General features: G+C 42.9%; 15 protein-coding genes. 11 read left to right on the forward strand and 4 right to left on the reverse strand.

Annotation, left to right across the window (positions count from 1 at the left end; translation table 11 throughout):
• The first annotated feature begins 12 nt into the window (after positions 1 to 12).
• The 3 genes from CDG77_RS21735 (at position 13) to CDG77_RS21745 (ending at position 4,460) form a co-directional block, all read left to right on the forward strand.
• Positions 13 to 657, forward strand: coding sequence for a DUF4291 domain-containing protein (locus tag CDG77_RS21735; protein ID WP_094331402.1), 645 nt, complete (start codon positions 13 to 15; stop codon positions 655 to 657).
• Between the two features lie 6 nt (positions 658 to 663).
• Positions 664 to 1,794, forward strand: coding sequence for a glycosyltransferase family 4 protein (locus CDG77_RS21740; RefSeq protein WP_094331403.1), 1,131 nt, complete (start codon positions 664 to 666; stop codon positions 1,792 to 1,794).
• 110 nt (positions 1,795 to 1,904) lie between these two features.
• Positions 1,905 to 4,460: a GAF domain-containing protein gene (locus tag CDG77_RS21745; protein WP_094331419.1), complete on the forward strand. Its 2,556-nt coding sequence runs from the start codon at positions 1,905 to 1,907 to the stop codon at positions 4,458 to 4,460.
• Between the two features lie 62 nt (positions 4,461 to 4,522).
• Here CDG77_RS21745 and CDG77_RS21750 read toward each other — a convergent pair whose 3' ends face one another.
• On the reverse strand, positions 4,523 to 4,798 hold the full coding sequence (locus CDG77_RS21750) for a DUF7219 family protein (RefSeq protein WP_181154163.1): 276 nt from the start codon (positions 4,796 to 4,798) through the stop codon (positions 4,523 to 4,525).
• Positions 4,799 to 5,491: 693 nt separating this feature from the next.
• Here CDG77_RS21750 and purC point away from each other — a divergent pair.
• The 7 genes from purC (at position 5,492) to CDG77_RS21785 (ending at position 14,450) form a co-directional block, all read left to right on the forward strand.
• The gene (purC, locus tag CDG77_RS21755) at positions 5,492 to 6,229 is read left to right on the forward strand and encodes a phosphoribosylaminoimidazolesuccinocarboxamide synthase (protein WP_094331405.1); all 738 of its coding nucleotides are present in this window, start codon (positions 5,492 to 5,494) and stop codon (positions 6,227 to 6,229) included.
• Between the two features lie 176 nt (positions 6,230 to 6,405).
• A complete protein-coding gene (locus CDG77_RS21760) occupies positions 6,406 to 8,967 on the forward strand; it encodes a BamA/TamA family outer membrane protein (RefSeq protein ID WP_094331406.1) in 2,562 nt (853 codons plus the stop codon).
• Between the two features lie 196 nt (positions 8,968 to 9,163).
• The gene (lpxC, locus tag CDG77_RS21765; protein ID WP_094331407.1) at positions 9,164 to 10,012 is read left to right on the forward strand and encodes a UDP-3-O-acyl-N-acetylglucosamine deacetylase; all 849 of its coding nucleotides are present in this window, start codon (positions 9,164 to 9,166) and stop codon (positions 10,010 to 10,012) included.
• Between the two features lie 99 nt (positions 10,013 to 10,111).
• On the forward strand, positions 10,112 to 10,636 hold the full coding sequence (fabZ, locus tag CDG77_RS21770) for a 3-hydroxyacyl-ACP dehydratase FabZ (protein ID WP_094331408.1): 525 nt from the start codon (positions 10,112 to 10,114) through the stop codon (positions 10,634 to 10,636).
• A gap of 303 nt (positions 10,637 to 10,939) precedes the next feature.
• Positions 10,940 to 11,758, forward strand: coding sequence for an acyl-ACP--UDP-N-acetylglucosamine O-acyltransferase (gene lpxA, locus CDG77_RS21775; protein WP_094331409.1), 819 nt, complete (start codon positions 10,940 to 10,942; stop codon positions 11,756 to 11,758).
• A gap of 123 nt (positions 11,759 to 11,881) precedes the next feature.
• Positions 11,882 to 13,078 carry a lipid-A-disaccharide synthase gene (gene lpxB / locus CDG77_RS21780; protein WP_094331410.1) on the forward strand — a complete coding sequence of 399 codons (1,197 nt, stop codon included), beginning with the start codon at positions 11,882 to 11,884 and terminating at the stop codon, positions 13,076 to 13,078.
• Positions 13,079 to 13,169: 91 nt separating this feature from the next.
• A complete protein-coding gene (locus CDG77_RS21785; RefSeq protein WP_094331412.1) occupies positions 13,170 to 14,450 on the forward strand; it encodes a DNA cytosine methyltransferase in 1,281 nt (426 codons plus the stop codon).
• A gap of 107 nt (positions 14,451 to 14,557) precedes the next feature.
• Here CDG77_RS21785 and CDG77_RS21790 read toward each other — a convergent pair whose 3' ends face one another.
• Complete coding sequence (locus CDG77_RS21790; protein WP_223269914.1) at positions 14,558 to 15,472, reverse strand: DUF928 domain-containing protein; 915 nt, start codon at positions 15,470 to 15,472, stop codon at positions 14,558 to 14,560.
• A 281-nt stretch (positions 15,473 to 15,753) separates the two neighbouring features.
• Positions 15,754 to 17,664, reverse strand: a complete 1,911-nt coding sequence (gene ftsH, locus CDG77_RS21795; RefSeq protein WP_094331415.1) for an ATP-dependent zinc metalloprotease FtsH — start codon at positions 17,662 to 17,664, stop codon at positions 15,754 to 15,756.
• Between the two features lie 359 nt (positions 17,665 to 18,023).
• On the opposite strand from ftsH, the gene CDG77_RS21800 reads away from it, so the two are divergent.
• Complete coding sequence (locus CDG77_RS21800; protein WP_094331416.1) at positions 18,024 to 18,569, forward strand: NADPH-dependent FMN reductase; 546 nt, start codon at positions 18,024 to 18,026, stop codon at positions 18,567 to 18,569.
• A gap of 44 nt (positions 18,570 to 18,613) precedes the next feature.
• On the opposite strand, the gene CDG77_RS21805 is transcribed toward CDG77_RS21800, so the two are convergent.
• Positions 18,614 to 19,732 (reverse strand): ferrochelatase, encoded by a 1,119-nt coding sequence (locus tag CDG77_RS21805; RefSeq protein WP_094331417.1) that lies wholly within the window; start codon positions 19,730 to 19,732, stop codon positions 18,614 to 18,616.
• Between the last annotated feature and the right edge of the window lie 520 nt (positions 19,733 to 20,252).

Below are 20,252 nucleotides of genomic sequence, written 5' to 3' on the forward strand. Positions count from 1 at the left end.
GATAAACTCTGCGTGCGGCTGATAACAGAACCTTATTTAACTCAAGTTAGTAATTGGCCAAAAAATGGTCGTCATATTTTAGCACAATATGACGACCATTCAATTGTTGTTTATCAGGCATATCGTCCTGCGATTGGTCATTTCGCCGCCATCTACGGTTATTTTGGTGGTGAGTTCAGTTTTGACCGCATGAGTTGGATCAAACCTAACTTCCTCTGGATGATGTATCGTTCTGGATGGGGTACAGAAAATGGTCAAGAGGTGGTGTTAGCTATTTCGATGAAGCGTTCGGCTTTTGATGAAATCTTAGCGGCGGCTATTCATTCTAGCTACGTCCCAGAACTTTATCCTGATAAAAGTGTATGGCAAAAAGCATTGAAGCGATCGCAAGTCCGCTTACAATGGGACCCAGACCATCACCCAACTGGGACAAAATTAGAAAGACGCGCTATTCAGTTAGGGTTACGCGGTCAAGTGCTAGCTACTTACGCCAAAGATTGGATTGTCAACATTGAGGACATCTCGGACTTTGTACAAAAACAGCGCCAAAACATTAAATCTGACTGTGCAGAGTTGATTACACCACAAGAGAAAGTCTATTCTGTGTTTGATACAGAAACGCAAGCAAAGCTGGGATTATCTGCCTGGACTGAATAGTTTTTTATGAGAATTGCTCTATTTACCGAAACCTTTTTACCTAAGGTTGACGGCATTGTAACGCGGCTGCGCCATACTATTGACCATTTACAGCGTAGTGGTAATCAAGTGCTGGTGATTGCCCCTGATGGAGGCATCACTGAACATAAGGGCGCTAAAGTTTACGGCATTACTGGCTTTCCTTTGCCATTATATCCAGAATTAACAATGGCACTTCCCCGCCCCGCCATTGGTTATGTTTTAGAAGAGTTTAAGCCAGATGTGATTCATGTCGTGAATCCAGCTGTTTTAGGTTTAGCTGGCATATTTTACAGCAAAATCCTCAAAATACCCTTAGTTGCGTCTTATCATACCCATTTACCCCAATATCTTCAACATTACGGCTTGGGGATGCTGGAAGGCTTTCTTTGGGAACTGCTAAAAGGCGCTCATAATCAAGCAGATTTGAATCTGTGTACCTCCACAGCAATGGTAGAGGAACTGACAGCACATGGTATTGAACGTGTAGATTTATGGCAGCGTGGGGTGGATACAGAATTATTTCACCCTGATTTAGCTAATGTAGAGATGCGATCGCGTTTATCACAAAATCATCCAGAAAGCCCATTACTACTTTACGTTGGGAGGCTTTCTGCTGAAAAAGAAATTGAGCGCATCAAACCTATTTTAGAAGCAATTCCCGAAGCGCGGTTAGCATTGGTTGGAGATGGCCCGCACCGTCAAGCACTAGAAAAACATTTTGCTGGCACAAACACTTATTTTGTTGGATATCTCATGGGGCAAGAATTAGGTTCTGCCTTTGCTAGTGCTGATGCCTTTATCTTTCCTTCCCGTACAGAAACACTAGGCTTAGTCCTACTAGAAGCGATGGCTGCTGGCTGTCCGGTAGTAGCAGCCCGTTCCGGGGGAATTCCTGATATTGTGACAGATGGAGTAAATGGATATCTTTTTGAGCCTACAGCAAATGTTCAAGGAGCCTTAGCTGCTACTATTCGCCTCTTAGAACAAAAAGAACAACGAGATATCATGCGTCAAAATGCTCGTCAGGAAGCAGAAAGTTGGGGTTGGGCAGCTGCCACCAGGCAGCTACAAGATTATTACCAAAAGGTCATAGTTTCTGAACAATTAACAAAATAGGGGAGTAGGGAGTGGAAATAGAAGGGGGACAAGGCGGACAATGGGGACAAGGAGGACAAAAAAATAACCATACCCAATCCCCAGTCCCTAATTCCCAATCCCCAATCCCCATGACACTCCCCAACCCTGGTAGCGTCTTGGCTACATTAACTGAACTGACTCAAGTTAATCGTACTCATGCTCTATTACGTCGTGTTAAAGACTTATCTGTTAATGAATTTGTTTGCTTACTTGACTTCATAACTGCTGAGTTTCAGCAATTTCTTAGAGCTATTGAACTAATCAATAATGAAGCTCTAGAAACTATGTTAGAGAAGGTGCTAGAAGCTATCACCCTCAAAATTGGTCAAATCCTACAAGCAGAACACACAGCTATTTTTTTAGTTGATTATGACAAAGGTCAACTGTGGTCAAAAGTTCCTCAAGATAATAGCCAAAAATTCTTAGAAATTCGTACCCCCATTACGGTAGGTATTCCTGGTCATGTTGCCAGTACAGGTCAATATTTAAATATATCAGAAACTCATAGTCATCCCCTATTTAGCCCAGAACTTGAAAAACAAATGGGCTATAAAATTCATAATATTTTATGTATGCCTGTTATCAGTAGTAAAAACCATACTGTAGCGGTAGTACAACTAGCTAATAAAACCGGAAATGTTCCGTTTAATCGTGATGATGAAGAACGTTTCCGAGACTTTGCCGCTTCTATTGGGATTATTCTGGAAAGCTGCCAATCTTTTTATGTAGCCGCTCGTAATCAACGAGGTGCAACGGCTTTGTTGCGGGCGACTCAGACATTAGGGCAAAGTTTGGATTTAGAAGCAACTTTGCAGATAGTCATGGAACAAGCTCGAATTTTAATGCAAGCAGACCGCAGTACGCTATTTTTATATCGTAAAGATATGAGCGAACTTTGGACAAAAGTTTCGGCAGCAGCAGATGCTACAAACTTGTTAGAAATCCATATTCCCGCAAACCGTGGCATTGCTGGCTATGTGGCTTCCACTGGCGAAGCCCTAAATATTTCTGATGTCTATAAAGACCCCCGCTTTGACCCAACTACAGATAGAAAAACTGGTTATGTGACTCGCAATATTTTATGTTTACCAGTATTTAATTCTGCAAATGAATTAATCGGTGTAACGCAATTAATTAATAAGCAACAAAGCAGTTTTACTGCTTCTGATGAAGAGTTTATGCGGGCTTTTAATACCCAGGCAGGAATTGCCTTGGAAAATGCTCGTCTCTTTGAAAATGTGTTGTTAGAGAAACAGTATCAAAAAGACATTTTGCAAAGTCTGTCAGATGCGGTTATTTCTACAGATATGGCAGGTCAGATTGTCACGATTAATGATGCAGCACTGGAGTTATTAGGTTGTCCTGTAAAAAATACTAATACCAAAACAAACAAGCTTTTGTGGGAACAAAATTTGATTGGTCGCTTTGTTTGGGAAGTTGTACCGATTGAAAACCTTCAAATGCGACTAGAAGATAGTTTAAAAACTGGAGCTAAACATTATGTGCCAGAGCAAAGTTTGATAGTCGGAATTTCTCAAGTGGAGAATGCCACTCTGCACTCGATTTTAGCAGTGCGCGATCGCACTAACCCCGATTTGTTCATTCCCTGGAATCTATCCCTCACTCCCCAATCTGAGTTTCTCACCCCTGATGAAGTGCAAACACTAGAACGCAGTACGAATCTGACTGTCAACCCTCTAACTAACCCAGAAGGCAGTGTCCGGGGTGGTTTGGTGGTATTAGAAGACATCAGTCGAGAAAAACGGATGAAAACTACTATGTCCCGCTACTTAACGCCCCATGTAGCGGAACAAGTTATGGCACTAGGGGAAGATGCTTTAATGGTGGGTGAGCGCAAGGAAGTAACCGTCTTGTTTTCTGATATCCGAGGCTACACAACACTTACAGAAAATCTCGGTGCAGCTGAGGTGGTATCGTTGCTAAATCAGTATTTTGAAACAATGGTGGAGGCTGTTTTTAACTACGAAGGTACCCTCGATAAATTTATTGGTGATGCATTAATGGCGGTATTTGGTGCGCCGCTACCACTTACAGAAAATCATGCTTGGAGAGCCGTACAGTCAGCGTTAGATATGCGAAAACGCCTAGAGGAATTTAACCAGCGACGAATTATCCAGGCGCAGCCACAAATTCATATTGGTATCGGAATTAGTTCTGGGGAAGTGGTTTCGGGTAATATTGGTTCCCGCAAACGGATGGATTACACCGTCATTGGAGACGGCGTAAATTTAAGTTCGCGCTTAGAGGCGGTAACTAAGGAATATGGTTGTGATATTATCTTAAGCGAATTTACTTATCAGCTTTGCAGCGATCGCATTTGGGTGCGCCAGTTAGACAAAATTCGAGTCAAAGGGAAACACCAGGCAGTTAATATCTACGAGTTAATTGGCGATCGCAATACTCCTTTAGATGCCAACACCCAAGAGTTTTTATATCACTATCATACTGGACGCGCTGCTTATTTATCGCGCAATTTCTCACAAGCGATCGCTTGTTTTGAAGCCGCCAAATACATCCAACCCCAAGACCAAGCTGTTGATATTCATCTAGAACGTGCGCGTAATTATTTACAAAACCCGCCTCCAGAATCATGGGATGGTATTTGGACAATGCTTACTAAGTAATTTAGTTATTGGTCATTGGACATGGGTTATTGCCCTTGTCTCTTTATCCCCGCCTCTCAACTTCAACCTTTAACCTCACCCTCGTCATCTTGAAACGGATCTTCACCAATTCGTAGCTCTTTTTTTGAGTTTTTTAACTGTTTCCATAGATCCTTTATTTGTTTGTAAGCTTCACCTGGAGGCAGTTTTCCACCTGTTTCTAAGTTACAAATGTAGCTGACGCGTTGAGCAAATTCCTGTAGATTGGCATTAAAGACCAAGTTTTCTGGCTTTACCTGACCGTAGTAGCGGCCACGAGGGTAGAGAAAATCATCTTTATTCACTATTTTGTTCTCCATTGATTCAATTCACCTCTTATTTGAATGTCTCAAGCTGAATCCTAGCTACCTCTAATCTTTACTTTCCTAAGACTGGGGGAAATCAAATCATCCAACTCCTTTTCTAATTGCTGATGCAGGAATTAGTTGATTCAGATTTTGAGACTAGGGGATAAAGCTTAAAATACTTTTGTTGTAAAGGTTACACAAATAATTTTCTACTAAAGTCACTGGAGAGAATATTTGATTTTCCTCCCAGATATCAGCTATTTATCTCATCTTAAATTATGAAGTTAAAATTGTAATTAATTTCAGTCTAAACCCTGAGCTAATAACCATTAAAATATACACGTATATTTTAATGGAATAGTCTTAGTGAAAATAACTACAAATATAAATTCTAAATTACTTAGATAAAGATACTGGATAGCAAAGTTAATCGTCCTCTATTAAAAGTTAGATATTTAGCTGTGAATATTTAGCAACTAGCTAATTAGGAAACTGGGTATTGGGCACAAGAGGCAAATGGGCAGGGCAGAGAAAGGAGAATTCAAATTACCTCTTTCCCCCCTGTTCTCCCTCTGTGCCGACTTTTCTATCGTCCTTATATCCTCTCAAAAAATCACCAATAGCTAATAGTTCACTAACTAAAGATAAAATGGTGAAGCTCGAAACGACAAAAATCGTCCATCCCCTAGAACTTTACCTGTCACCATGTCTGTTAATTCCAAGTTATACGAAGGCAAAGCAAAAATTCTCTACACAACGGACGATCCTGAAGTCTTGTTGGCTGATTTTAAGGACGATGCCACAGCGTTTAACGCCCAAAAACGTGGCAGTATTCAAGGAAAAGGCGAGATAAATTGTAGCATTTCCAGCCAGCTTTTTAAGCAGTTAGAAGCTTATGGTATAAAGACTCACTTTATCGACAGCCCTAGCCCGAATCAGATGCGGGTGAGGGCAGTAAAGATTTTGCCCTTAGAGGTAGTTATCAGAAATATTGCAGCTGGCAGTTTGTCTCAACAAACAGGCTTGCCAGTGGGTACAATTCTGAAACAGCCTTTGGTTGAATTTTATTACAAAAACGATCGGTTAGGAGATCCTTTGTTGACACGCGATCGCCTTTACCTACTAGAACTAGCTACTGCGGAACAAGTAGATGCCATTAGACATCTAGCATTGGAAATCAATGAATTTCTCCATAAATTTTGGCAACGATGCGGTATTACCCTAGTAGACTTCAAACTAGAGTTTGGTTTGGACTCACAACAGCAGTTGCTCTTGGCAGACGAAATTAGCCCCGACACCTGCCGTTTGTGGGACACCGCAGAAGAGGACTCAAACCGCCGGGTAATGGACAAAGACCGCTTTCGCCGAGACTTAGGAAATGTAGAGGATGCCTACCAGGAGGTTTTACAAAGAGTGCTAAAAGCAGTAGAAGCTACAACTTAAACAGGTAAAAGCCAAAAGATCGGAAGGAATTATATTTTACTTTTGCCTTTTGCCTTTTGCCTTGTAAAGTAAAAAAGCAAAAGAAAAAAATTATATTTTGAATTTTACCTTTGGCATAAGGGCATTATTGCCTTGTGATGGTGTGTGTGTGGTCGTGAAGAGGAATCATAAGTAAAATGCGTTTATCTCCCGTATTGCTGGCAGCAGTAGCAATTACAGTGCCTTTGGGCGGCTCATTGAGTGCAAAAGCAGAAACCGCCAACAGTTCAAAACAGACAACAGAAGTTTTGACACTAGGAACAAATCAGCAGCCAGAAAAAAACACTAGTCAACAAGACTCTAGTAAGAGTCTTGAGCCTCTAACTAATCCCAAAGTAGTTATAGAGCAACCAAAATCCCGCATTGTCGCAGTTTACCCTGCTAATCCAGCAGCGATGCCTGCGGCGGGCTACGCCTACGCAAAACCAGGGGTAATAGTGCCAACCTCCACAACGCCAAAAACTGCACAACAAACCCCTCAAATCAATCCCAGCCCAACTCAACAGCCCTCTCCCGCCCCAGACATTCCACCGCCAGAAATTCAACAACCAACGCCTTCTCAAACTCCTGAGACCGCTCCATTCCCGGAGAATGTTAACCCACCGACAACGGAGCCTTTATTACCCACAACTCCAGAACCATCTACCGCCCCAGAGATTTCACCTTCAGATAGCCAACAAAGAACACCTACCCCACGCCCAGGCGGGACTACCATTCCCCAGAATGCTAATCCACAGACAACTCCCAGTCCGGAGAATGTTAATCCACAGATAACTCCGGGAAATACTCAACCCAACACAGCCCCGGAAGCCAATGACCCCCGCGTACTGGTGTCAGAAGTAGTAATTAAATCGCAGGCTGGGCAACTATCACCAGAACTGGAAGAACAAGTTTATAGAGTAATTCGTACCCAAGCAGGACGAACGACAACTCGCAGCCAACTGCAAGAAGATATTAACGCCATCTTTGGAACTGGCTTCTTCTCCAACGTCCAAGCATCCCCAGAAGATACCCCCTTGGGAGTGCGAGTGAGCTTTGTTGTACAGCCTAACCCCATCCTGAGCAAAGTAGAAGTGCAAGCTAATCCTGGCACTGGTGTTGCCTCCGTATTACCAGCTAATACTGTCGATGAAGTATTTCGGGAGCAATATGGCAAAATCCTTAACTTGCGTGACTTGCAAGAAGGTATTAAACAGCTAAACAAGCGATATCAAGACCAAGGTTATGTGTTAGCCAACGTGATTGGAGCGCCACAAGTCTCTGAAAACGGAGTTGTTACCTTGCAAGTAGCAGAAGGTGTAGTAGAAAACATTAGAGTCCGGTTCCGCAATAAAGATGGTCAGGAGACAGACGAGAAGGGACAACCAATTCGGGGGCGGACACAAGATTACATCATTACCAGAGAACTGGAGTTGAAGCCAGGACAAATATTCAACCGCAACACGGTGCAAAAAGACCTACAGCGCGTGTATGGGCTAGGACTGTTTGAAGATGTGAATGTCTCCCTCGACCCTGGTAGTGACCCCAGCAAGGTCGATGTAGTAGTGAATGTAGCTGAACGTAGTAGCGGTTCTATTGCGGCTGGGGCAGGGATTAGTTCTGCTAGCGGACTTTTTGGAACAGTTAGCTATCAACAGCAAAACCTAAACGGCAGAAACCAAAAACTGGGGGCAGAAGTACAGGTTGGAGAACGGGAACTGCTGTTTGATCTGCGGTTTACAGACCCCTGGATTGCAGGAGATCCTTACCGGACTTCCTACACAACCAATATTTTTCGCCGCAGTTCCATTTCGCTGATTTTTGATGGCAAAGATGAAGATATTAGAACATTTGACCCAAATAATCCCACTAATACCGATTCTCAGGATCGCCCCCGCATTCTCCGTGTAGGTGGTGGTGTCACCTTTACCCGTCCCCTCTCTACCAATCCTTACAAAACTTCCGTCTGGACTGCCTCAGCCGGTTTACAGTATCAAAGAGTTTCTGCCCGTGATGCTGACGGCAATCTCAAAACAACAGGAGCGGTATTCAATAATGATGGAGTTCCTCTTGACCCGAATGGAAATCCCACTCCCAATGGTCAACCACTCGAAATTCCACTTACCTTGTCTCCCGGAGGTCAAGACGATTTACTACTTCTGCAACTAGGGGCACAGCGCGATCTCCGTAATAACCCCCTGCAACCCACTAGTGGTTCTTATCTCCGCTTTGGGGTTGACCAGTCGGTTCCCATAGGACTAGGCAACATTTTCCTCACCAGATTCCGGGGTAGCTACAGCCAATATTTACCCATCAAGCTGATTAGTCTCAGCAAAGGAGCGCAAACCTTAGCCTTTAACTTGCAAGCAGGAACCATCCTTGGCGACTTGCCTCCTTACGAAGCTTTTACTCTTGGGGGTAGCAATTCCGTCCGGGGTTATGAAGAAGGAGCATTGGGTAGTGGACGCTCTTACGTGCAAGCATCAGTTGAGTACAGGTTTCCAGTTTTTTCAGTAGTCAGTGGCGCACTATTTTTTGATCTTGGCAGTGACCTGGGAACTAGTACTAGGGCGGCTGAGGTGTTAAACAAAAATGGTAGTGGCTTCGGCTATGGTCTTGGCGTTCGCGTTCAGTCTCCACTAGGGCCAATTCGTATTGACTACGGTATCAACGATGATGGGGATAGTCGGATTAATTTTGGTATTGGGGAAAGGTTCTAACTTGTCATTGGTCATTAGTGAATCACAAAGCACAAATGACAATTATCTTTTTTGGATTAGCTTGCTAATTTTTACATTTACCTCAATACTGTTCCGATAAAGGCATTAATGACATTTTTAGGGGAATATCAGGGATTTTACCAAAACAGACGATGAACAATACTAAACGAAATATATTGATATTGACTTTTCGACTATGCAACAGCACACTCTAGCAGGTGAAATCACCCAAATAGGGGTGGGATTGCATAGCGGTGTGAATACCCAGGTGCGGATACTACCAGCTGAGGCAGGAAGTGGACGCTACTTTGTGCGGGTGGATTTACCGGATTTGCCGATTATTCCAGCCCAAGTTGCGGCAGTTAATCACACTGTTCTCTCAACTCAGTTAGGCAAGGGTGAAATATCTGTTCGCACGGTAGAACATTTGTTGGCAGCGCTTTCGGGTATGGGTGTGGATAACGCCCGAATTGAAATTGACGGGTCAGAAATCCCGCTTCTAGATGGTTCAGCAAGTGTGTGGACAGCCAACATTGCCAAAGTAGGCTTAGTATCACAACCTGGTAAAAACCAAGTTCCCTTGGCTGTTACAGAACCCTTATGGATCTATCAAGGAGATGCCTTTGTATGTGCCCTCCCAGCACCAGAAACTCGCTTTAGTTACGGTATTGATTTTGACCTACCTGCCATTGGTAATCAATGGTATAGTTGGTCACTAACCAGTGAACCAGAAAAAGCTTCTGCTAGCTTTGCTGCGGAAATTGCTCCTGCCCGTACTTTTGGGTTACTGCATCAAATTGAACACTTACAAAAAACAGGGTTAATTAAAGGTGGTAGTTTGGATAATGCACTCGTTTGCGGGCCAGATGGCTGGCTAAATCCACCATTGAGATTTGCAAATGAGCCAGTCCGTCATAAAATCTTGGATTTAGTAGGAGATTTAAGCTTACTAGGAACTTTTCCTATTGCTCATTTCTTAGCGTATAAGGCCAGTCACAATTTACACCTTCAACTGGCTCAGAAAATTTTAGATTTTGGATTTTAGATTTTGGATTTACTCTAAAGCTTAAAATCTAGGATTATTAGGGCTTTCGATATACGCCTACCTGCTCAACTTTCAGAGGAAAAATTAACCACAGAGCCAATGTCAATACTGACTGAAGTGAATACAATCGATCCGACTACATCTACTGAACTACAAACTATAAATGAGACTAAGATCGTTTCTGACATTAAAACAACTTTCACCTCTGAAGAAATTCAGGAATTGCTACCTCACCGCTACCCATTTTTACTTGTAGACAAAATAATTGACTACGTTCCAGGTAAAAAAGCAGTTGGTGTTAAAAATGTCACTATTAATGAACCCCAGTTTCAAGGACATTTCCCCGGTCGTCCACTGATGCCAGGGGTACTAATTGTGGAAGCAATGGCACAAGTTGGAGGCATTGTTCTCACTCAAATGTCTTCGGTAGAAGGCGGGCTATTTGTCTTTGCTGGTATCGATAAAGTTCGCTTTCGCCGCCAAGTTGTACCGGGGGATCAACTAGTAATGACGGTGGAACTGTTATGGGTAAAACAACGTCGTTTCGGTAAGATGCAAGGTCGTGCTGAAGTTGACGGTCAACTTGCTTGTGAAGGGGAATTAATGTTTTCTCTAGTCAACTAAAAGTTTGCTTTCGTGGTCTGGGCATAGCCGTGAAATGCCCTTACTGAATCCTAAAAAAGGATAACAGTTAAAAAAAATCCACAACAGCATCTGATTAATTTCTTGATTTTCTACACCCTCTCTACGAGATGCTACTCGAACACACTTAACTTGCTTTGTCCGACACTTTCGTTTACTGAAATACTTCACGCTCTACCAGTCGCCTTGATGGGAAGGCAGTGCAACTCTCTCAACCAGAGTAATATGCTGCCTCAGAACCCTTACCTGGCGCTGACTTATTAAGACAGTTCTGGAGATTCACCCTTGAAAACGCTAATTCATCCAACTGCTGTAATTCATCCGAAATCGGAACTCCACCATACAGTGCAAGTCGGTGCTTATGCTGTGATTGGAGCGCATGTAAAAGTGGGCCCTGAAACAATAATCGGCGCTCATGCTGTGTTAGAGGGGCCTTGTGAAATTGGGGCGCAAAATCAGATTTTTACAGGTGCAGCCATCGGTATGGAACCCCAGGATCTCAAGTTTGTGGGAGAACCAACTTGGGTCAAAATTGGTGATAACAACTTAATTCGTGAGTACGTTACCATTAACCGCGCTACCGGTGCTGGTGAAGCAACGGTAATTGGCGATGGTAACTTGCTGATGGCTTATGTCCATGTAGCTCATAATTGCGTAATTGAAGACCAGGTAGTGATTGCCAATTCTGTAGCATTGGCAGGTCATGTCCATATAGAGTCACGCGCTAGGCTAAGTGGGGTTTTAGGTGTCCACCAATTTGTGCATATTGGTAGACAGGCAATGGTGGGAGGTATGGCACGGATTGACCGGGATGTGGCCCCATATATGCTAGTGGAGGGAAATCCGGCGCGAGTGCGAACCCTCAACCTTGTTGGACTTAAACGGTCTGGTATGGATTCAGCAGATTTGCTTGTGCTGAAAAAAGCCTTCCGCATTCTCTACCGTTCTGATTTGTCCTTTAAGGATGCCTTGGAACAACTGGAATTGTTAGGGGATAGCGAACAATTGCAGCATCTGCGCCGTTTCTTGCTACTTTCTCAGATGCCAGGAAGGCGTGGCTTGATTCCTGGTAAGGGAAAAAAAGGCGTGAGTGATGAATCGTGAATTAAGGAGTTAGGAGTTATGAATTATGAATTATGAGTTAGGAATTAAACTTTTAACTCCTCACTCGTAACTATTAATTCCTAACTCCTCACTTCTAAGTTTTTACTAATTACCAATTATCAAATGCGGATTTTTATCAGCACTGGCGAAGTATCTGGCGATTTACAAGGGTCGCTGCTAATTACAGCGCTGAAGCGTCAAGCTGTGGCGATTGGGTTGGAATTAGAGATTGTGGCGCTGGGTGGCGAAAAAATGGTGGAGGTTGGGGCAATTCTGCTGGGCAATACCAGTAGTATTGGCTCAGTGGGTATTCAAGAAGGGCTGCCTTATATTTTACCTACTCTCCAGGTGCAACGACGGGCGATCGCTTCCCTAAAGCAAAATCCACCTGACTTGGTGGTGTTGATCGATTATATGACTCCTAATCTAGAAATTGGGACTTATATGAAACGGCATCTGCCAGATGTGCCTGTGGTATATTACATTGCTCCTCAAGAGTGGGCTTGGTCATTAAGTTTGCGTAGAACTAACCGGATTGTTGGCTTTACAGATAAGCTGTTGGCAATTTTCCCACAAGAAGCCCTTTACTTTCGTGAGAAAGGGGCAAAAGTTACTTGGGTAGGGCATCCTTTGATTGACAGAATGCAAGACGCTCCCAGTCGCCAAGCAGCGCGTGCAACACTAGGGATTGCGCCAGAAGAAATTGCGATCGCACTTCTCCCCGCTTCTCGCCACCAAGAACTAAAATATCTTTTACCAATTATTTTTGAAGCTGCCCAAACTCTTCAAGCTAAATTACCGGAAGTTCATTTCTGGATTCCCTTATCTTTGGAAGTCTATAGACAGCCAATTGAAGAGGCTATTGAGCGTTACGGTTTGCGGGCGACAGTTTTATTAGGTCAACAAAAGGAAGTTTTTGCTGCGGCTGATTTAGCCATTAGTAAATCTGGTACCGTCAACCTAGAACTGGCCCTGTTAAATGTGCCGCAAGTTGTAGTTTATCGCCTAAGTCCCCTGACTGCTTGGATAGCTCGTAAAATACTCAAAGGTTCTATAGCCTTTGCATCGCCACCTAATTTAGTAGTGATGAAGCCAATTGTGCCAGAATTTTTACAAGAACAAGCTACAACAGAGAATATTATCCAAGCCGCAATGGAACTGCTGCTCAATCCCAGTCGCAGACAGCAAACTTTAGCTGATTATGAAGAAATGCGGCGGAGTTTGGGAGAAGTTGGCGTGTGCGATCGCGCTGCTCAAGAAATTTTGCAAATGCTACCGGGGATAGGGACTAGGGACTGGGGACTGGGGACTGGGGACTAGGGACTGGGAAAATTTTGTATATTTAATACGCGATACCCAATCCTTAATCCCCAATCCCCAATCCCCAATCCCCAATCCCTTTAGAGGTGTCATGGCTTATGAGATGAGAAAAAAAAGAGCGATCGCAGTTGATTTGTTCGCTGGTGCAGGCGGTATGACTCTTGGCTTTGAACAAGCTGGTTTTGACGTGTTAGCGTCTGTGGAAATTGACCCCATCCACTGTGCGACACATGAATTTAACTTCCCATATTGCTCAGTATTATGTAAAAGCGTTGTGGATACAACCGGAGAAGAAATTAGGAGTCGGTCTAAAATTGGCGATCGTGAAATTGATGTGGTCATTTGTGGCTCACCATGTCAAGGATTTTCTCTAATTGGTAAACGGGTTATTGACGATCCACGAAACTCTTTGGTATTTCACTTTCATCGGCTGGTTTTGGAGCTAAAACCGAAATTTTTTGTGATGGAAAATGTCCGGGGAATCACAGTTGGCGAACATGAACAAATTCTCCAATCTTTAATTAATGAGTTTGAAATTTACGGATATAAAGTACAACAAAACTACCAAATTCTCAACGCTGCAAATTATGGAGTACCACAGTCACGTGAGAGATTATTCCTCATAGGTGCAAGGGAAGATGTAGAGTTACCGAAATATCCTCAACCGATTACTAAACAAGCATTACCCAATAATTTAACTTCTAAAAAAATATCTAGTATCCCATTGAGTCCTACAGTATGGGATGCAATTAAAGATTTACCTGAAATAGAAAAGTATCCTGAGTTAATAACAAGAGACTGGGTTCTAGGAGAATACGAAAAGCCTAGTAACTATGCTTGTGTACTTCGTGGTCTTAAATGCTTAAACGATGATTATTCTTATAAACGTGAATACGATGTGCGAATACTTTCTTCCAGTTTAAGAACAAAACATTCTGTGGAAACCATTAAACGTTTTCAGGAGACTCAACAAGGCGAGAGAGAAAAAATTAGTCGTTTTTATAAGCTGCATCCTGCTGGTGTCTGCAATACTTTAAGAGCCGGGACAGATAAGTATAGAGGTTCTTTCACATCTCCTAGACCAATTCATCCATCTACGCCTCGTTGTATCACAGTTAGGGAAGCGGCGAGATTACATTCTTATCCCGATTGGTTTAGATTTCATGTAACCAAATGGCACGGATTTCGTCAAGTTGGTAACTCTGTACCACCGCTACTAGCAAAGGCTGTGGCGACAGAAATTATTCGCAGTTTGAATGTTTCGCCTTTTAAGCCGAGTTTGCGATACAAGTTGGGAGAGGAAAAGCTACTACAGTTTAATATATCGCAAGCGGCACAATATTATCAGCAGTATAACAAGTCGATCGAGTAGAGGCAATTTATAAATTGCCCCTGAGTGCATGTAATTTTACGTAAATCCTGTGAAGCTTAAAAACCCCGCCTTCTCTATCAAAATCTGGTTATTAAGTAATTTTTAATTTATTTCTGAATAGTACAACAGGGCAATAAAGGCTTGTTTACAACTTCTTTAATTTCTACTGAATTCAACAAATCTTCCCAATATTTCTGAACTTCGGGATCGTTAGGACGTTGGCGGCGTAAATTAGCTAAAGTTCTTAAAGCATCTTCCCAAAATCCAGCCGTTGCAAATAGAACTGCACGATCCAAGTCTGTATTTGGTTGGTTTAGCTCAACAGATAGGTTTTCATCTTGCGATCGCACTATTGTACCTTCTACATAAGAGTCTTTATCGCGGTTGCCAATATCACAAATCATTGAAAAAGTCCAACTATACTCTTTACCGATTTGTAAAGATGGCTGATTCGCAGGTATATTTACACTAACAATACCATTCTGCCCAACAGGTTTGAAAGTTCCCTTATACAATGGGTCAGAGCTATCATCATCCCGCACAACAAATTCTAATGCTTGCACGGTTGTAGAAGTTTGAGGAATATAGAAAAATAATGTGGGACGCTCTGCTGTGGTTCGTTGAGCTTCCTTATCTGTTGGTGTCAGGGGAATGATATTTTGTCCAGTTTGAAAGCAACTTCCTCGTGTTCCTGCTGACCTTACCCTACCAGGTCTACCGGGAACGAAGGCAATACGATTTTTACCACGTTGAATGTAACTTGTAACATTTCTAATTGCAGCAGTAGCATACCTATCTCCAGGACGTAGCCGCTCTGCTTGCTGAAAATTCAATAAAGCTTTTCGATAGTTTCTCCGTCTAGTTTCGTTATAACCAAGCTGCATATATTGTGTATAAGCAGATTTGGCTTGTGCGAGTTCAAAAACCGACTCTGTTGCCAAAACCTGATTAGTAATCACAGGCTCAAAGGGGAGAAATGCTAAAGCCGCAAGCAGATAGCTTGCCCAAAATCTATGTTTCATGATGTCCATTTCCACTTGTAGTACATTGCTTGGGTATATATAATACAATACCTTAAGCTTGACAGTGGCAAGACTTTATGTACCAGTTTATAGAAATGCTGAGGTAGCCTTCTGACTTTTTACACGAAGATTCCGACTTATTTTAGGACTAGCCCTTTTAAGATAATTTCTAAAATCTTGGCTTTCCTTTGTGCCTCTGGGGTTTAAAGAGGAATTATTAGCCCTTGTAGAGACGCAGCACTGCTACGTCTCTACATTATTTTTCATCAAATGTCTAATGTCTAATGAGAATGAGGTACAGCTAATTTTGTATCCGCTACTTGGGCATTATCAGCAACAATTTGGCGGAATGAATCGCCTTCAATTGTTTCCTCTTCTATTAACAAATCTACTAAACGCTCCAAAACTATGCGGTTTTCTTCCAACAGTTCTTTTGCTCTGATATAGGAATTGTTGACAATTTCACGTACCTGTGAATCAATTTTGGCGGCAATTTCTTCAGAATAGTCTGATTTATTCATCCAGTCGCGTCCTAAAAATACCTCTCCACTCTGATTTTCTAGGGACAATGGGCCTAATTCTGACATGCCAAAGCGTGTCACCATCTGCCGCGCCATCCCTGTCACCTGTTGCAAGTCGTTACTTGCGCCTGTGGTAACTTCTGGCTTACCAAAAACAATTTCCTCGGCGGCGCGACCACCCAGGGTAGCAGTAATCCTGGATTTGAGTTGGGAACGGGAAATCAACCCTTGTTCTTCGTTAGGAGTAAACCAAGTTAATCCCAGTGCTTGTCCGCGTGGAATGAGTGTAACTTTCTGCACAGGGTCATGGTCTTTGAGCAATGTGCCCACTAAAGCATGTCCAACTTCATGATAGGCAATCAAGCGCTTGCTCTTGCTGTCTACCAATGCAGTACCTTCCATACCTGCAACGACTCTATCCACAGCCGCATCAATTTCTAAAAGGGTGACAGCTTCTTTCCGTCTCCTCGCAGTCAGAATGGCAGCTTCATTGAGTAAGTTGGCTAAGTCTGCGCCGGTAAAACCAGGAGTGCGACGAGCGATCGCTTCTAATGATACGCTAGGGTCAATTTTCTTATTCCGGGCGTGAACTTTCAAAATTTCCAGTCGCCCTTTGAGATCCGGTGGATCGACCATCACTTGTCTGTCAAAGCGTCCCGGTCTGAGTAACGCTGTATCTAATACATCTGGGCGGTTAGTAGCGGCAATAATAATGATGCCTGTGTTACCTTCAAAACCATCCATTTCCGTGAGCAGCTGGTTGAGAGTTTGTTCGCGCTCGTCGTTACCGCCGCCGATACCAGCACCCCGTTGTCTACCTACTGCGTCAATTTCATCGATAAATATTAGACATGGAGCATTCTCTTTGGCTTTCTTGAAGAGGTCACGGACGCGAGATGCACCCACGCCAACGAACATTTCCACGAATTCCGAACCGGAAATACTGAAGAATGGGACACCTGCTTCACCTGCGATCGCTTTTGCTAGTAAAGTTTTACCAGTACCAGGAGGACCAATTAACAGCACTCCTTTGGGAATGCGTGCGCCTACAGCCGTAAATCTTTCTGGTTGTTTCAAGAAAGTAACAACTTCTTCCAGGTCTTCTTTAGCTTCTTCAACCCCGGCGACATCTTCAAATTTAACTCCGGTTTTGGCTTCCATTTGGAAACGAGCTTTGGATTTGCCGAAATTCATCGCTTGGCTCGAAGCATTAGTAGAGCGTCGGAGGAACAATAGCATTAAAGCCACCAGTGGCAAAATCCACATGAGATTAATCAACAGCCCAACAGCAGCTCGACTGTTAGCAGAGGAAACCTCGCCAAACTCAACATTCTTATCTTTGAGTATGTTAATTAACTCTGTGTTTTGTGCCAGAAGTCTCACTTGTTGCGGTGGCGTATTCTCCTTTTGCCCTTTGAGATAAACCCTGGCTACCTGTTCGGTTTCGTCAAGCTCTACTTTTTGAACTTCTCCCGCCTTCGCTTTTTTGAGCAAATCACCATAGTTTAGAGAGGTACTAGAGGTAGAGCTACTATCTGCTTTTTGTGCCAAGACGGGGGTACTCCCGAAAATTCCTGGTAACATAATCAAGCTAGCTGCGATTGCACCAACCCAAGCAACGCGCTTTGATGACTGCCTTTTTACCAATGCTTTTTTTCCCAAATTTGTCATAATAATTACCCTTTGTCTGCTGGCACAAATTGAGCTATGGTTTTATGCCTATTCTTCTACCAAAAATTGTAATAACTGGAAATTACACTTTTCTTATCTAGTCTAACTTCCACACAAAAGCATTCCCATGTTTCTCCGGTTATTACATAAATTTGAGCAACCTGGATAATTATTCTGGCTCCTAACTCCTGTACAGACACAGATTTTTCGCGTCTCTCCTAACTCTTTCATCCTCGAATTTTCCAGCAGATATTAATTTGACACATTCCGACACAAATCGCTAAGATAAACATAGTCATAACGATTCCGCTTTTAAGAAATCTGGTGATAGTAGCTAGTTAATAGTTTGTAGGTTAATTATGGTGAGAATTGTTGGTATTGGTGGTAGTTTAAGATCAAACTCCTATACACAGCTTGCTTTAGAAGTAGCAGTGCAAAGGGTAGAAGCCCTTGGTGCAGAGGTAGAAATTCTTGATTTAAGACAGTTGCAGTTACCGTTTTGCACTGGCGCAAAGGAGTATCTAGAGTACCCAGATGTTAAACGGTTACAGGATACTGTTAGCCAGTCAGATGGATTAATTTTAGCCACACCTGAGTATCACGGTGGGGTTAGTGGTGTCCTGAAAAATGCTCTAGATTTAATGAGCTTTGAGCAACTGTCTGATAAAGTTACAGGACTAATCAGCGTATTGGGCGGTCAGTCCAATAGTAACGCTTTAAATGAACTACGGTTAATTGTCCGATGGGTTCATGGTTGGGTGATTCCAGAACAAATTGCGATCGGGCAAGCTTGGGGTGCATTCAATCCTGAAGGCAAGCTATTAGATGAAAAACTTTCTCAAAGATTTGATGAATTTGCTCAGAGTTTAGTTGATAACACTCGCAAACTGCGGGGTGTGAATTAGTTGTAGGGTGGGCAAAGCTAGACCCACCCTCATAAACTCAAAAATTAATGATGATGGTGGTGATGATGGCGATCGCCAGCGAGTTGGGGATTAACTGCCAAAGCTTGCTCTGACAACAACTCTGCAATATGAGCATCAGCCCATTGAGCCACCATTGACAAAAATTCTGGGCGATCGTTGACGCAAGCCATTTGCACGTAGTTCGTACCAGGATGCTGTTTCTCTAAAGCGTGGATGATGTGATGTACATCCAATAAAGTTTCGTGGTTTTCTGTAGCAAAGCCAATTGGCATAAAAATTACTACTTTTGCACCCAATTGAATCAGGTTATTTGCCGCCTGCTCTGCATTTGGCTGTGTCCAATCAATTAAGGGCGTGTCATGATTGAGCCAACCCACCGAGATTAACGGATAGCGGTTAATCAACTTCTCCCGAACCAATTCGTACATTGCTTCACTTTCGGCAATCCCAGAAGTAAAGCCTTTCGCTTTATGGGGACAGCCATGATTCATTAGCACAATGCCGATTTGAGAAGGTAGATAAGCTCCTGCTAATTCAGCAATTTTCTCTTCAACCAGATGAGCCATCAAATCGATGTAAGCTGGTTCGTTAAAGAAAGAAGGAATGTAGCGCTGTGCTTTAATCCAGTGTTCTTCACCATCAGTCAACTCAACGAGAGCATTGTTAACTTGCTCGATCGCAATCCCACTGGTAAAGATAGAATCAACAACCAGCAGTGGGTAAATCAGCAGCTTCTCAAAGCCTTGGTTTTTGATTTCTGCCAAAACTTGATTCGGTAGAAAAGGGGCACAAAAGTTAAAAGCCTTGAAAACTTGGACTTTATCACCCCATTTTTCTTGTAAATTCTTCTCTATCCCAGCACGTTGCTGTTCAAAGATGGCATTGTGTGGGGAGATAAAATCGTGGTGTGTGTGTCCCCACTCATGGCGGTCAAATAGCGCCAAAAGCTTTGCCAGAGGCGGATAAATCCAGGTCGGTACTGGTGCAAATTTTGCTGTCAGTAGATTTAAAGCCTGTTCGTTATAGTTGGCGAAATCTTCGTAGCTTTCGACTTCGCCGTAGCCCATGAGCAATACGGCTACACGGTCTTTACCTGATAGATGCTCGTGGGTATGTTGTACTTTTTCCGGCGTGGCAACCACAATTAGTTCCTCAATATAACCAGAGTGCAGAGAAATATAAAGTTAGAGAATAGTTTTCATATTCTCCCTACTTGTAACATATTATCCCATCCAGGGGGATAGGATAGGTGGGAAGATCAAGATAATACATCAAAAGTAAGACTTTCGTGGGGCATTAAGTATGGGAAATTGAATCAAAGGTACAATTTTGACCTCTCTCCTAAAAGGCTACGTGCATATACAAGTCGAATTACCCAAAACAAAAGAAAAACCTCACCCTGTCCTATCTTTAATCCCTCTCCTTAATAAGGAGAGAGACAGATTTTGCACAGCAAAATCAGAGTGAGGTATCTCCGAGGCTGCGCGATAAAGCTGCATTTTCAGTGAAATCAATTTGATGTAGGTTTGTGCCAAATATGTCTATCAAGATTTAAGTCTTCAACAATTCCCAACATCAAGTTGAGGTAGTTTTTCACTCTCCCCCCATCAGCAAGAGTTTGCAGTGTAGGTAAAAGTAGGGGAGAGTATTGTATGGTAATGT

The sequence above is a fragment of the Nostoc sp. 'Peltigera membranacea cyanobiont' 213 genome, assembly GCF_002245975.1.
Taxonomy (GTDB): domain Bacteria; phylum Cyanobacteriota; class Cyanobacteriia; order Cyanobacteriales; family Nostocaceae; genus Nostoc.